Source organism: Gelidibacter pelagius (assembly GCF_017581925.1).
Classification (GTDB): Bacteria; Bacteroidota; Bacteroidia; order Flavobacteriales; family Flavobacteriaceae; genus Gelidibacter; species Gelidibacter pelagius.
This window is the reverse complement of sequence record NZ_JAGEVG010000025.1, coordinates 1-13,883: the sequence shown is the minus strand read 5'-3', so window position 1 is coordinate 13,883 and position 13,883 is coordinate 1. Positions and strand designations below refer to the sequence as shown.

Genomic DNA, 13,883 nt, shown 5'->3' with positions numbered 1-13,883 from the left:
TATTCGCTTAAATAAGCAAATAAAAATTATTCAATTATCCGAAAAACATTGACATTTTGAATGCTTTTCGTGAGTTTTGGAACTGTATTACTTCCCCACAATAGATCTTCCGTAAAAAAGACCGCCTTATTATATTTTAATTTGAAGTGTCATATACCAATTTCGAGGTGCCGAAGGAATGATTCCTGGCCCAGGATATCCCGTGGCACGTCGTGTAAAGTAAGCATTGTCCAAGATGTTATTGATGCCTGTCTCCAATTTAAAGCGCTTGTAGGCATACGACAAGGACACATCCATAACATCATAACTTGGTATTTCACCAATGACTCCACTGATATTTGCCGATTGTGAATTGGTCGCATCCGTAAACTGTTGGGAGAGGTAGGTATATTGGATATTAGCCATAAGGTTCCTATATCCAAATTTTAACCCTGTTTTGATATTTATATCTGGTACAAATTCCACTTGATTCCCTTCGACGTTCGCTTGTTCCGAAGCTGTATATTCCGATTTGATGAACGACGAATTGATGAAATAATTTAAGCTAAATTCATTATTAAGTTCTAATATTCTCTTCAGATTAAAATCGAATAACGATTCCACACCATATAAAACGGCGTCCCCAACATTCCCACGTTCACTGATGACCCTACCATCAGATAGGCCTTTCTGGACAAAACCAATGCGCCCATTATAGAACAATCCAAAAACGCCCAAATCATAGGACATCAAATTTTTGTAATTGCCTCGAATGCCCAAATCTGTGGTAAATCCCTTTTCATCCGTAATATTTGGATTGATGGCAAAAGCTGGATTATTGATATTGATATCAGAATAGGTTACCGAACGGTAATTTTGCGAAAGGTTGCCGTAGACTTCGAATGCGGTGTTAGGCTTATAGCTTAACCCCAATCCCAACAGCACGAACGATCGCTCAAAATTCCGATTGTCTTCCACAGATTCCTCAAAGATGACATTACCTGCCGCATCAGTATTGATACGCTTATAAAATCCTTCACTTTGGGTTTTTATATATTCAAAGCGAAATCCAGGTGTAATCGAGAATCGATCCGTGGCATAGAATATATTTTCTCCAAAAACAGCCATGTTTAAATTTGGAAAATCGAAGCTGGATTGATTTGGATAATTTGGAAATCGCTCCGATTGGATATCAAAATTTGGGCCGATGCCATCGCTACCCGGACCTTGCTGCTCTGCATTGTTGGCACGATAAAATTTAGTGCCCAACAGAAACGTAGAAGCTTTGTCAAATACTTCATATTTGTTCAAGATTCGAGCTTCAAAACCATAGTTTTTAAAATCACCTTTAATCAAATCACGTTCACCCATTGGATCAATTTGATCCACACGATTGGTCCTGAATCCTAAGGCATAACGTGATGCATTCAATCCGAAGGCATTGAAACTAAAATTGGTGTTCTCCGTAAATTTATGTTCAAATTTCAAATTGTACAATAACCAATCCACCTGAAACCAGTTTCGTGATCTGTTGCTCTGGTAAGGATCATTATCAAACATTTGGTCCGTAAGCCCTCCACCTTGTTGTGCCAAATAGCGCATATAGCTCAACTCTCCAGTTAGTGAGGTGTTTTCATTGAATTGATATCCGATATGGGCATAGGCATTTTTGGATTCAAATTCAGAATTTGCCCGGAAGCCATCACCTTTCTTGTAATTGAAAAAAGTATAATAACTCCACTTGTTTTTTGTGCCACTGATGCTGGTAAAATTGGTATATAAACCAAAACTGCCCAAGGTATTTCTTGTAATCAGTTCAAAAGGCTTATTGGGATTGGGAGATTTCATCTTAAAATTGATCAAACCACCAAACTGAGTCCCGTATTGCAAGGAGGCCGCACCACGGATGATCTGAATTTCGCTTAAGCCTTCAGCAGCTGGCGTGTAATAACTTTCAGGATAGCCTAAAACATCGGCACTGATGTCATACCCGTTTTGCCTCGTGTTGAAATTTGCCGTACGATTAGGATCCAATCCTCTTCCGCCCACATTGAGCTGCAAACCAGCATCATCATTTTGATAAATGTTCAATCCAGCCACCTGACTGTAAATTTGGCGCGCATTGTTGGACGCTAAATTTGCCATGGACTGTTCCACCAGAACGACTTCGGTTTTCTTACCCGCAAAAATTGACGTCCCCTCCACATCCTTCAATCGTGATAATTCAAAAACTTTGGTCTTTCGAGCGGTGACTTCCACTTCAGTTAAAGCAATGCCCAGTTCGTTTATGGACACATTTAATGTTGTACTGCCGGTGACTTTTAACTGTAATTCCTTCGCTTCAAATTCATAAGAGAAAAAGACCAGCGTGAGATTACTTTTTGAAGTGGTAAACTCATATAATCCGGATGCATCTGTACTGGTCAGTAGGCCAGAAACCTTGTCATACACATCCACATCTGCAACTGGCTCTTGGGTGCGAGCGTTGGTGATAACTCCCGAAACCGTGTTTTGTGACAGTGCAGAAACGCCTATCAAACACATTATAACTACACTAAAATCCTTTAATTTCATCATGGAATGGTAAAATCCAGTTTTTAGGCCGGAATGATTCTTTCTCTTTATATAGATCAGTACTTGTATCAATATACGGCTGACTCAATCGGCCATTGAGTGCCACATAGCTTTCTGCAAATACTTGAATGTTTTTATGACCTTGGTTTTTAAAATGATCGCCTAAGTAATGGGCATATTCCAAAATAAAATCGGACTGAAAACTCATCTGTTTCTCTTGAAATGAAGTCAAGAAATCGGAATTATCAACCAAAAAACCTTGTCCCGTTTCTGCATCCACGATTTTAAAGGTGGTATTGCCCATTTTCTCCATAAGCATCACCCGCCATGAAAACCGATAACCTTCTTCAGTCCAAAATAGTTCGTTGGGATATAAGAGATAACGAAAGGGAAAAGTGATCTGAAAAGCGAAAAACATAATAATGATTGGGACTACTAATTTTTGTTTTTTGTAGTTATAGAATTCTTTTTTAAAGTTTTCTGAATGGACTCTAAATGGTTTCAATAGCTTTCTGAAAACATTCAAAATACGCAGATGGAAATCTGAATCGAAAAAGATAAGTGCGGTGACAATCATAATGTACGGAAACATGCCGATGGGAAACAAAACCCGCGTAAACACATGAAAGAACACCACCAGACCAAAGGCGAACCATCGCGTGCGCTTGGTGATCAATAAAAACGGAATGATCAAATCATAGATCATTCCAGACCAGCTCATGGCGTAATGGAACCATTCCTGTTGCATAAAGGAATTTCCTATAAAGGGAAGGTCATATTTAGAAGGTAACCAGATCTTTAACGGCATGGCTTTAAATAGCCAATCGGAATTTATTTTAGCAAGACCCGCATAAATATAAACGACACCTACTAACAATTTAATACTGTCAATAGTCCATTTGGGGATTGCTGTATAAGTTTTCTTCTTGAGAAGATTATCAACAGAAAAATAAGCGTTTGCGGGCAAAAAAATCATCAGAAAACTCAACACACTTATAAAATAGTAATGGTTGAGATAAGCCGTTTTGTCCATGAGTTCAATATAGGTAAAACTCAAGAAGAACATGATGATGGCCATCCGATATTTCAGTCCGATGGCAATGAGAAATGCCGAAATGCCACACAGTGCAAAAATAAGATAGGTATAGTCGCCAATGGGTTTGATCCATGCAAAACCATAATAGGAAAAATGGAATTTGGGTAGAATATAAAGGGTTTCTATCCAGCCATTCCTCCAGAAACGTACGATACTGAGAAGCATCATCACGCCAAAGCCTATCCGGAAGACCGCCAAAGGCGCCGGATGGGTATGTTTGTTCAGATATGTTTTAAAACTAGTGCCCATAAAACCAAAAAGAAGATTCTCTAAGGCATTTAAAGAATCTTCTTTGTCATAAATTTTCGCTTAAAAATTAATCGCCATCAGCATCTACGTAATCCACGCTAATATTAAAAGCCTGAACCATGTCGACCTTTAGATAAACCACTGCCCTTTGCAGCGCATCGTATGCAACGGTCATTTTTGTGTTATCGGTGATGATCTGCTGACTGAAATTTGAATTTAATTCTTGAATTTTCGTCCTCGCTTCATTGAATTGCGCATTAATAATAGCGCTCAAATTTTGCCCATTTCTATCCACCTTCAAATATTCCAGATACGTTTTAAAACTTGCACCTGTCGCAGAGCCACTAAAAGCTTTTCCGTTGAATACATCTTGAACGGCATTTAAGGCTTCAAGAGCCAATTCTTTTGATACTTCACCATTATAATAGCCCTCCACTTTATCCGCTAAAGGCGTTGTAGAAAAAACCCCTGCTGGGATTCCGATTTTATTGGCTCGCAAGCCTTTTTCGTAATAGAAAATAAAGTCGTTTACAAATTTGTTCAAAGAACTTGTGGCTGTATTTTTTGAGGAATTCACAAATTGATCGCGATAGCCTGTCGTCCAATCGGTGATGACCTGCTGCGTCAAATTATCCATTTGGTTGATCACATCGGTCAAATAATCCTTATACCCTTGCGCATTAGCATCAGATGAAAATTTTGCCACAATTCCCGCATCATCATCAGCAACACCATACAAGAGATAGTCCAAAGCAGGAAACCCTTGTGCATCATGGTAATTGGGCGTATTTAGATCGTAATTCCCAGTGCTTACGCCAGTCTCAATATCAGAAATCGTCACTGGATAAATATTCATAAAAAAATGATACTCATTCAAAGCTTCTGCCTTTCCAATATTGAACATTTCAACATGCTGCCAAGCTTTATAGGCAATGAGCCAATGACGTCTTGCGGTTTGCAAAGTACTTTGATTTGGTGTTGCCACAAAACTCTCAATGGATCCTTTTAACGTGGTCAATTTTGGACCAAAATCCTGATAGGACGGAATGATAATATTATCTGCTAAGTTTGTCAATAATGCCGAGCGGTCAAAGTCGTCCGTAGCACCACCACCTCCCGCGCCCGAATCATCGGAGGAACTACAGCCCATCATAAATACCAAACTAAAAACTAATGCTATATTTTTAATCATGTGAATCAATTTTCTTAATAATTATGCAAATTTAAAGAAGCAGTAATTGCCCTCCTATAAGAGCAATCACTGAGTCTATATTTTTAGTTAGCCGCTTCCGCTACCGTAAAGCCGAATTTTGCCGCAATGGTTTCAGACATGTCGTCCAACGTTTCAGGTGTGACTCCCCATAAGCCTTGTCCTTCCATTAGGGTATCCATAAAAACTGTAACCTCTTCATGAGTAAAATATGGTGAACTTGAATCTGGCTCTCTTGTAAATTGTAAACTATTGATAAATCCGTACGCTTCAGATAAGGCATGAAGTGCACTCGCCATATCCCCTGTGGCCATTTTTGCTTTTCCTGCCTGCAAATAATAAACTGCACGAACTGCGGGAACTTTTGAAATGTTTTCTCTAATGATCGCCACTTGGGCGTCTCTCACCTCGTAGTTTTTCGCCACAATTGCAGCTCTACCCAATTTTAAGGCATCATATACCGCTGATGCTGTCCCCGCAAAATCAGGATCTGAATCGACTTGTTTTAGATAGGTGTTCAAAAAACTGTCAGCACCTAAGACAGGAACCGAAGGATCCACTTCATTTCCGTACAAATAGCCATAAGCTTCATCCCATTTGTGCTCCATGGTGGTATAAGATTTCCCTTCTTCGACAATGCCGTTATTATTGTTCTGAATATTTGAAGCCTCATCCAATACAGAAGTACTTAAATAGTGGTTCAGCATTTGGTCGGCTATTAAACCGCCAATAAGCGTTTTTGCAATAGCTTGATCCAATTCAAGACCTTTACCATTCACATATCTTACAGTTCCGCCACCGACCTGTTGCAATTGGCCTGCCGTTCCTGAAGTTGCCATAGTTTCCCAATTTGTAAATACTGTTGTAGCTTGTTCTTCAACCCATGAATCCATCAAGCTTTTAATTTGATTGGAAACCGTAGTATTAGCAGAAAAATAATCTTTAGAAGCCGCTACTTTACTGCGTATATTTTTTCCTGAAGCATTTAAGTCGGCATCCGAAAAGTCGTTATCACCTTCAACGTGAGCAAACATGCCGTGTAAATCAGTTGCAGATTTTGTGTTGTCTTTTAGGGCTGAACGAAATTCCATAGCCATTTTGATTCTCGTAGTCTGACCATTAAAATCGACGGTTGATTTTCCATCTCGTATAAATTTGTAGGTTAATGGCGCCTCCACTTGAGGGTTTTGATCGATACTGTCATCATCACTTGAACATGATGTAAATAGCGCTGAAGTTATCGCTATTCCTAATAAAATTTTTCTCATTCTTATTTAGTCTTAATATAAATAGTTGATTTGATTCGAGTACAAAAATAAGTTAGGATTTTAAAAGCACCAAAGCTTATTTAGATTAATTTCAAATAAGAAAACGGGAAACTAAAGTAAATGTTGAGAATGAGAATATTGCAAGCAATAAAAAAATCAATATTCCATAAAAGAATTTTCAGTGGTAAGATGTGAAAATTTTGGTTGCTTCATTGTATGCACTTTCAAAACTCAAGGCATTTAAGGTATTACGTTGTTTTGAGGTAAAATAAGAGAGTAATTTTTCGGTGGGCATATTTCCGGTCAATTCGTCTTTTGCCATTGGGCAACCCCCAAAACCCTGAATAGCTCCATCAAACCGGAGACAACCCGCTTTGTAAGCGGCATCTACCTTTTCATGCCAAGATGTTGGTGTTGTATGGAGATGGGCACCAAATTCGATATGTGGGTATTCTGGAATCAAATTGGCAAAAAGGTAATTTATATTCTCTGGATTGGACGTGCCAACCGTATCGCTTAATGACAAAATCTTTACACCCATTTTTGCCAAACGATCGGTCCAATCGCCAACAATATCTACATCCCAAGGATCGCCATAAGGATTTCCGAAACCCATGGAGATATAGACCACCACTTCCTTATTGGATTTATCTGCGATTTCCAAAATCTCATCCAAGATCACCACAGATTCCGCAATAGTCTTATGAGTGTTTCGCATTTGGAAGTTTTCTGAAATTGAAAACGGATAGCCCAAATAATTTATTTCAGAATGTTTGGATGCATCATCAGCACCTCGGGTATTGGCTATAATGGCCAACAGTTTGCTTTTGGTCGTAGAAAGATCGAGTTTGGATAACACCTCAGCAGTATCGACCATTTGCGGAATAGCCTTGGGAGAAACGAAGCTTCCAAAATCTATCGTGTCAAAGCCAACACGCAATAATGACTGAATGTACTGGACTTTCTTTTCAGTTGGAATAAAGTCCTTGATGCCTTGCATGGCATCTCGTGGACATTCGATTATTTTAACCTGTTGCATGGGACCAAAGATATGAATTCCTACGTATGCAGTAATCTTTCAAATCAAAAAAAGAAGAGGTGTAGAATTTCAAATATTATAAATAAACCAAGAACTATGGGCTTTTAAGAATGTTACTTAATTAAAAGCCCATAGTTCAATTACTTACATTTAGCAATCACTTTTTCGGCGAGCTTTTTTGCTAATTCCCTATTCTCATCTGGATCATCACTGATTTTTATAAGGATGGTAAAATTAGCTCTACCGGCAAGTACGACCAATTCGCCGCCCCATTGATCACTCCATTTGTACCAAGCACTCGAGCCTAAGCCCTCAACAGCATCCCAATTCATTTTAGACCTCACTTTCATAAGATCTTCCCCCGTTTTTTTCACTTCATCTTCTGCTTTTTCGAGATTTTTCTGGATTTGCTCCAATTCTTTATCCGATAATTGCTTATACCCCATATCAAAAGTTCCAATTGCCGATTTCAAATCAGTTTTATCTGAATAGAAGGAAAGATTTTTTATTCCTATGGTATTTTGATCTGGAACATCCATTTTCATATTGCTCACTTCCATTGTAAAGGAAGGGCGATTACTATTCCATCTATAAATATGTTCGCCGTAGCTGCCCGATCGCAATTCTACCTTCGCTTTATCATTTATGGGATGCACAGAAGTCATTTCATCTTTGGTAAGCAGCGCTTCATAATCGTCCTTATAGTCTTTTAAACAATCGTAGGATTTGCCATCACTTTTGTTGCTGACTTTCTCTGACTTGTTATCTGATTTAGTTTCAGAAGATCCTTTTTTTTCATTGTTGCAAGAGAAGAGCACAAAAAACAGTACTGCAAGAAATGTCATTTTTCTCATAATAAAACTCATTTTGGTTAACTGCTAAATTAACTGTATTCCTGTAATTTACATCGTTCAAAGTGAGCAATTCATCTATGAATCAGATAATTAATGCTTCTTATTTGAAAAGGTATGATCCAAAAAATATTTTATTTAAGCTGCAATTATGTAGAGTGCAATGCCAACAAAAACAACAATCTGAAGCCATTTTAAGAAAACGCCGACCCCTTTCCTTTTTAGTATGAATTCGGAGATACGCCCTGCCAATAAAGCAACGCTACTAAAAATAAGAAAGGAAACCACCATAAAAGTAATTCCTAAAATATAAAATTGTACAACAGTATTTCCGTCTTTATCCCATAGAAAGCCAGGGAAAAATGCCAAGAAGAAGATCATAACTTTCGGATTCACCAAATTCATGATCACACCTGTTTTGAAGAGTTGTAAATAAGATTTGCGAGGTGCATCTTCTGACCATGAGATTTGGTCATCACTTTTATAAACTGTATAAGCCAAGTAAAGTAAATAGCAAGCTCCTAAAACTTTAATCCCATAAAAAAGTTCTTCGGAAGTCGTGATAATTGCTGAAATACCAAATGCCAAAAGTGTCGTATGCACAATACAGCCACTGATGAGACCAGCGGTTGTGGCGATGCCACTTTTGGTGCCATTGACTAAAGATTGGGTCAAGACATAGATGTTATCTGGCCCTGGTGCAATGGCCAAGGCTAACGTTGCTACTGAAAAAGAGAGGAGAGTTTCTATCATAAAAGAAGATGTAAGACCGGAGCGCAATTAAACGTAAGATTCAAGACTCACATTGAATGAATACGGGATAGTTATTGAATATTTATAGTTGCTAAATTTCGTATTCTCCCCATGAACCTTTTAGTTTATAACTGTTTTGTTAAAATGGCTTTATTAATATCTTTAATCAATTTAGGGCCTTCATAAATAAAGCCGGTATAGAGTTGTATCAAATCTGCACCTGCCTCTAATTTCTCCAAGGCATCTTCCGCAGAATGGATCCCTCCTACACCAATAATTGGAAATGCCTTATTGCTCTTTTCTGCTAAAAACCGAATGACTTCTGTAGACCGCTTTGTTAAAGGTTGTCCGCTCAATCCACCCATCTCATCTTTGTTATTACTTTTTAGTCCTTCTCGGGAAATAGTGGTGTTGGTAGCAATAACGCCATCAATCTTGGTTTCTGTAACAATATCGATAATGTCCAGAAGTTGCTCATTGGTCAAGTCTGGAGCAATTTTGAGGAGAATTGGTTTGCGTTTTTCCTTAGAATTATTTTTGACTTGAAGGGTTTGCAATAAATCGGTCAATGGTTTCTTTTCCTGTAACGCACGCAAATTTGGTGTGTTTGGAGAACTTACATTGACCACGAAATAATCGACATAATCAAAGAGGGCTTCAAAACAGATGATATAATCGTTTACAGCAGCTTCATTAGGGGTGATTTTGTTCTTACCGATGTTCCCGCCAATCAAAACATGTTTTTTTCCTGTTATCGGGTTCGATTTTAATCGTTCAACTGCCTCTTCAACACCACCGTTGTTAAACCCCATCCTATTGATGATCGCAGCATCTTCTTTCAAACGAAATAATCGCGGTTGTTCGTTTCCTGCCTGTGCTTTTGGCGTAACCGTTCCGATTTCTATAAAGCCAAATCCTAAATTAGAAAGCTCCTTATAAAGCATGGCATTTTTATCAAAACCAGCCGCCAAACCGACAGGGTTGGGGAATTTTAATCCAAAAAGCTCACGTTCAAGCAATTTATTATGGACTTGATATTTGCTTCTGAAAACTCCTCCAAAACCCAAGCTATGGGCAAATCTTATGAGTTTGAAAGTAAAATGATGGACAGCTTCAGGGTCGAATAAAAAAAGAAAAGGACGTAGTAATATTTTATACATAGATGGCAAAATAAAAAAACTACCCAAAGATAGGGTAGTTTTTTTATTCAATTAATGAATTATGTAGGATTTAAGCATACGACTGAAAAAATGATCAGTTAAAATACCGGCACTTTAAAATCAAGGATCTATTAAATTACATTTAACACCATTGTTGTTATTGTTAATATGCCTTATTTTGCATAATAAAATTAAAAGTTATGATTGATAAACAACACATCATTGATAGATTTATAAGCTACGTTACTATTGACACGGAGTCCGACCCAGATTCAGAAACCACTCCAAGTACTGAAAAGCAGTGGGACTTAGCACATGCGCTCGTTAAAGAACTCACGGCCATTGGGATGAAAGATGTTTCCATAGACCAAAATGCTTATATCATGGCAACGCTACCGAGCAATGTGGACCACGACGTTCCGGTGATTGGCTTTGTGGCCCATTTTGATACTTCTCCAGATTTTACGGGGGCGAATGTCAAGCCTCAAATAATTGAAAACTATGATGGCAAGGATATCGTTTTAAATGCAGAAGAAGATATAATTCTGTCACCAGATCTGTTTGATGATTTGTTACAATACAAAGGACAAACGCTTATCACAACGGATGGCACCACACTATTGGGAGCGGATGATAAGGCCGGCATCACGGAAATTGTTTCCGCTATGGAATATTTGATTCAGCATCCTGAAATCAAGCATGGTAAAATACGAATCGGTTTTACTCCGGATGAGGAAATTGGTCGCGGTGCCCATAAATTTGATGTCGAGAAATTTGGTGCCGAATGGGCATACACTATGGATGGCAGCCAAATTGGTGAATTGGAATATGAGAATTTCAATGCTGCTGGTGCCACGGTAAAAGTGAAAGGAAAGATTGTGCATCCAGGATATGCCAAAGGAAAAATGATCAACTCCATGTATATTGCTACCGAGTTTATCAATTCCTTACCAATGCTTGAAACCCCAGAACATACAGAAGATTATCAAGGATTTTTTCATCTTGCCAGTATTGAAGGCGTTGTGGAAGAAACGATTTTGAAATATATTATAAGAGACCATAATATGGCAAAGTTTGAAGCTCGGAAGGAAGCCATGCTTCAAATGACCTTCGACTTGAATACGCAATACGAACGTGAAGTTGTAACCATTGAGATCAAGGATCAATATTTCAATATGAAAGAGAAAATAGAACCGGTAATGCACATTGTGGATATTGCAGAAAAAGCCATGAAAATGCTTAATATTAAACCCATCATTAAACCCATTAGAGGTGGAACAGATGGTTCCCAATTAAGTTATATGGGCTTACCATGTCCGAATATCTTTGCGGGAGGCCATAATTTTCATGGACGCTATGAATATGTTCCTGTGGAAAGTATGATCAAAGCAACTCAAGTCATTTGTAAGATTGCAGAGTTGGTTGCTTTGAAGAAATAGACTGCTATTATGTTATTAACCCCGTTTACTAACTTAGACGGGGTTTAAAAAGTTAATGCAGGACAGTAAATTTGATAAAAAATAAATTCATGCGAAAAGTAGATTCTATTGAAGAGTACCTTGAAGTCAATTCACATTTTGCTGAAGCATTGGATGTTTTAAGGCAAATTATCAATTCTACAGAACTGGTTGAAACCTTGAAATGGAACGCCCCAGTTTATACCTTAAACGGAAAGAACGTTTTGGGATTGGGTGCCTTTAAAAATCATTTCAGTATATGGTTTTTTAATGGTGTCTTCTTAAAAGATGAAAGGAAGGTTTTGGTAAGCGCTGACGAAAAAACCAAGGCTTTGCGCCAAATGCGTTTTGAATCGCTTCAAGATATCAACAAACCAGTAGTCTTGGCCTATGTGAATGAAGCGATAGAAAATCAATATCTTGGAAAAGAATTACAAATTAGCCGCAATGAAAAAGCGGTTATTATGCCAAGTATATTGAATGAAGCGTTTAAAACTGCCCCCTTGTTTAAAGAAAGTTTCCAACAACTCACTTCAGGGAAACAAAGAGAATACGTAGAGTATATAGAAAGCGCAAAACGTGACGCCACAAAAGCATCCAGATTGGATAAAATCAAACCCATGATTTTGAAAGGTATTGGGCTTCATGATAAATATAGAAATCTGTAGTCAAATTAATGTTTTAATAAACGAATTCACTCAGAATCATACGGTATCATATATCATTCATACCACTCAAAAAGATATTTTTCTTCAAATTCAATCTCATATAACTTTAACAGCTCCAAATACTCTTGCTTAAATGATTGTGTTTTATGATGTTGGGGCTGTCTTAAAATATATTTTACAACCTTATCTATGTGCGATTTTGAGTAGGTAAACGCGCCATAACCCTCTTGCCACCTGAACTGCGCATTAATCCATCGTTTTTGATTGATCCATCTTGAAGAGTTAGCTTTAATATCCCGAATTAAATCTGAAAGAGATAAGGAGGGATTCATCCCGATTAAAATATGGACATGGTCTGGATTACAGTATATGGCAAGCGGCTTGGATTTACAGTTATTGATAATTCCGCAAATATATTTTTCAATTTCTTCACGATGAATTTCTGGAATTAGATTTTTTCTTCCCTTAACTGCAAAAACGATCTGAACGTACATTTGTGTGAATGTGTTGGCCATAATTATTAAGATTACGCTCCTACGGAGCTATTATAAATCTAAGTTCATTGCGCTTTATTGGATGAAATCATAAATTACATAATCCCGGTGATCAAGCCTATACAGCACATATTTACAGTAGCAACTAAATTAACAAAAAATACAATCTGATTATTAAACTGCAATAATCCAAAAACCTCGATAATATTATAAAACTTAAATCCTTATGATGAAATAATTAAACCATATATCACCGCAATTGACAATCTCAATAACAATATAGTCATGCAATCTTTGTAGCAATGTAGTTGCGACATCCTTGTTGTACTATAATTATACATCCGTTAAAGCTGCTAGCGCAGCAACATCCTTATCTGATTTGAACGTATATTTGTGGGAATGTGTTGGCCATAGTATAGAGATGACGCTCCTACGGAGCTTGGATTAACAAGTTCGTTTTTAATTACAAAGATGATGCTCCTACGGAGCTATTGGAAATCTCATTTTATGACAATTTTGAGAGTTTCACCAATTTCAAAGATTATAGCGTGACGAAATGCCAATCTTTTTTATAGCGGTTATCAATCTCATAAAGCACTCAATTGCAATTTACTAATTTAACAAAAAATACGATTTGATAATTAAATTTCAATACTTCAATAAAAGCATAGGGAATTTTAATTCTAAAATCCTATTGTCTGCAAATGCTAAACCTTGGATTACCATAATGACCAATCATAATAACAACGAAGCATACAATCTTTACAATCGTTCTCCCCCGCAATATGATTGTATCATCTTTGCAATAAGATAATTACATATAGATTAGAGCTGAAGCGCAGAGAGATGATTGTTTTTTTATCATAAAGCAGTGAATTTCGGGAATTCGATTCTTCTCCTAATCCAAAAACAATTTGAACATATTTTTGCCATCTTAGCATCTATTTAAAGATTACGCTCCTACGGAGCTTAGATTATCGGTTTTCTGATTTTGCTACAAAGATGATGCTCCTACGGAGCTATTTGCTTTGTAGCAACGAAGTTTTTCTAATAATTAATGTTTGGGAAGATAAAACCATGTCACA

General features: G+C 37.5%; 11 protein-coding genes. 2 read left to right on the top strand and 9 right to left on the bottom strand.

Translation table 11 applies throughout. From position 1 onward, the window contains the following. Nucleotides 1–129: 129 nt before the first annotated feature. From J4051_RS16820 to J4051_RS16785, 8 genes are all read right to left on the bottom strand, one after another. Nucleotides 130–2,553 carry a TonB-dependent receptor domain-containing protein gene (locus J4051_RS16820; protein WP_208235083.1) on the bottom strand — a complete coding sequence of 808 codons (2,424 nt, stop codon included), beginning with the start codon at nucleotides 2,551–2,553 and terminating at the stop codon, nucleotides 130–132. Continuing rightward, nucleotides 2,534–3,898: an HTTM domain-containing protein gene (locus J4051_RS16815; protein WP_208235042.1), complete on the bottom strand. Its 1,365-nt coding sequence runs from the start codon at nucleotides 3,896–3,898 to the stop codon at nucleotides 2,534–2,536. Before J4051_RS16815 ends, J4051_RS16820 begins: the two co-directional genes overlap by 20 nt. A 67-nt stretch (nucleotides 3,899–3,965) precedes the next feature. After that, nucleotides 3,966–5,090 carry an imelysin family protein gene (locus J4051_RS16810; protein WP_208235041.1) on the bottom strand — a complete coding sequence of 375 codons (1,125 nt, stop codon included), beginning with the start codon at nucleotides 5,088–5,090 and terminating at the stop codon, nucleotides 3,966–3,968. Between the two features lie 83 nt (nucleotides 5,091–5,173). Beyond that, nucleotides 5,174–6,376 carry a DUF4856 domain-containing protein gene (locus J4051_RS16805; protein WP_208235040.1) on the bottom strand — a complete coding sequence of 401 codons (1,203 nt, stop codon included), beginning with the start codon at nucleotides 6,374–6,376 and terminating at the stop codon, nucleotides 5,174–5,176. Nucleotides 6,377–6,554: 178 nt separating this feature from the next. Continuing rightward, the gene (locus tag J4051_RS16800) at nucleotides 6,555–7,415 is read right to left on the bottom strand and encodes a hydroxymethylglutaryl-CoA lyase (RefSeq protein ID WP_208235039.1); all 861 of its coding nucleotides are present in this window, start codon (nucleotides 7,413–7,415) and stop codon (nucleotides 6,555–6,557) included. A 140-nt stretch (nucleotides 7,416–7,555) separates the two neighbouring features. Continuing rightward, a complete protein-coding gene (locus J4051_RS16795) occupies nucleotides 7,556–8,269 on the bottom strand; it encodes a hypothetical protein (RefSeq protein ID WP_208235038.1) in 714 nt (237 codons plus the stop codon). A gap of 135 nt (nucleotides 8,270–8,404) precedes the next feature. Beyond that, nucleotides 8,405–9,019, bottom strand: a complete 615-nt coding sequence (locus J4051_RS16790; RefSeq protein WP_208235037.1) for a LysE family translocator — start codon at nucleotides 9,017–9,019, stop codon at nucleotides 8,405–8,407. Nucleotides 9,020–9,144: 125 nt separating this feature from the next. Next, nucleotides 9,145–10,179 (bottom strand): quinone-dependent dihydroorotate dehydrogenase, encoded by a 1,035-nt coding sequence (locus J4051_RS16785; protein ID WP_208235036.1) that lies wholly within the window; start codon nucleotides 10,177–10,179, stop codon nucleotides 9,145–9,147. A 200-nt stretch (nucleotides 10,180–10,379) separates the two neighbouring features. On the opposite strand from J4051_RS16785, the gene pepT reads away from it, so the two are divergent. Then, the gene (pepT, locus tag J4051_RS16780; protein ID WP_208235035.1) at nucleotides 10,380–11,618 is read left to right on the top strand and encodes a peptidase T; all 1,239 of its coding nucleotides are present in this window, start codon (nucleotides 10,380–10,382) and stop codon (nucleotides 11,616–11,618) included. Nucleotides 11,619–11,707: 89 nt separating this feature from the next. Beyond that, nucleotides 11,708–12,304 carry a YdeI/OmpD-associated family protein gene (locus J4051_RS16775; protein ID WP_208235034.1) on the top strand — a complete coding sequence of 199 codons (597 nt, stop codon included), beginning with the start codon at nucleotides 11,708–11,710 and terminating at the stop codon, nucleotides 12,302–12,304. 53 nt (nucleotides 12,305–12,357) lie between these two features. On the opposite strand, the gene tnpA is transcribed toward J4051_RS16775, so the two are convergent. Then, a complete protein-coding gene (gene tnpA / locus J4051_RS16770) occupies nucleotides 12,358–12,819 on the bottom strand; it encodes an IS200/IS605 family transposase (RefSeq protein ID WP_208235033.1) in 462 nt (153 codons plus the stop codon). Between the last annotated feature and the right edge of the window lie 1,064 nt (nucleotides 12,820–13,883).

Excerpts from the sequence above, each read along its gene's own strand:
- J4051_RS16785 (WP_208235036.1), bottom strand. The coding sequence starts at position 10,179 with ATGTATAAAATATTACTACGTCCTTTTCTTTTTTTATTCGACCCTGAA.
- J4051_RS16800 (WP_208235039.1), bottom strand. The coding sequence starts at position 7,415 with ATGCAACAGGTTAAAATAATCGAATGTCCACGAGATGCCATGCAAGGC.
- J4051_RS16795 (WP_208235038.1), bottom strand. The coding sequence starts at position 8,269 with ATGAGAAAAATGACATTTCTTGCAGTACTGTTTTTTGTGCTCTTCTCT.
- J4051_RS16790 (WP_208235037.1), bottom strand. The coding sequence starts at position 9,019 with ATGATAGAAACTCTCCTCTCTTTTTCAGTAGCAACGTTAGCCTTGGCC.
- J4051_RS16820 (WP_208235083.1), bottom strand. The coding sequence starts at position 2,553 with ATGAAATTAAAGGATTTTAGTGTAGTTATAATGTGTTTGATAGGCGTT.
- J4051_RS16815 (WP_208235042.1), bottom strand. The coding sequence starts at position 3,898 with ATGGGCACTAGTTTTAAAACATATCTGAACAAACATACCCATCCGGCG.
- tnpA (WP_208235033.1), bottom strand. The coding sequence starts at position 12,819 with ATGGCCAACACATTCACACAAATGTACGTTCAGATCGTTTTTGCAGTT.
- J4051_RS16805 (WP_208235040.1), bottom strand. The coding sequence starts at position 6,376 with ATGAGAAAAATTTTATTAGGAATAGCGATAACTTCAGCGCTATTTACA.
- J4051_RS16775 (WP_208235034.1), top strand. The coding sequence starts at position 11,708 with ATGCGAAAAGTAGATTCTATTGAAGAGTACCTTGAAGTCAATTCACAT.
- pepT (WP_208235035.1), top strand. The coding sequence starts at position 10,380 with ATGATTGATAAACAACACATCATTGATAGATTTATAAGCTACGTTACT.
- J4051_RS16810 (WP_208235041.1), bottom strand. The coding sequence starts at position 5,090 with ATGATTAAAAATATAGCATTAGTTTTTAGTTTGGTATTTATGATGGGC.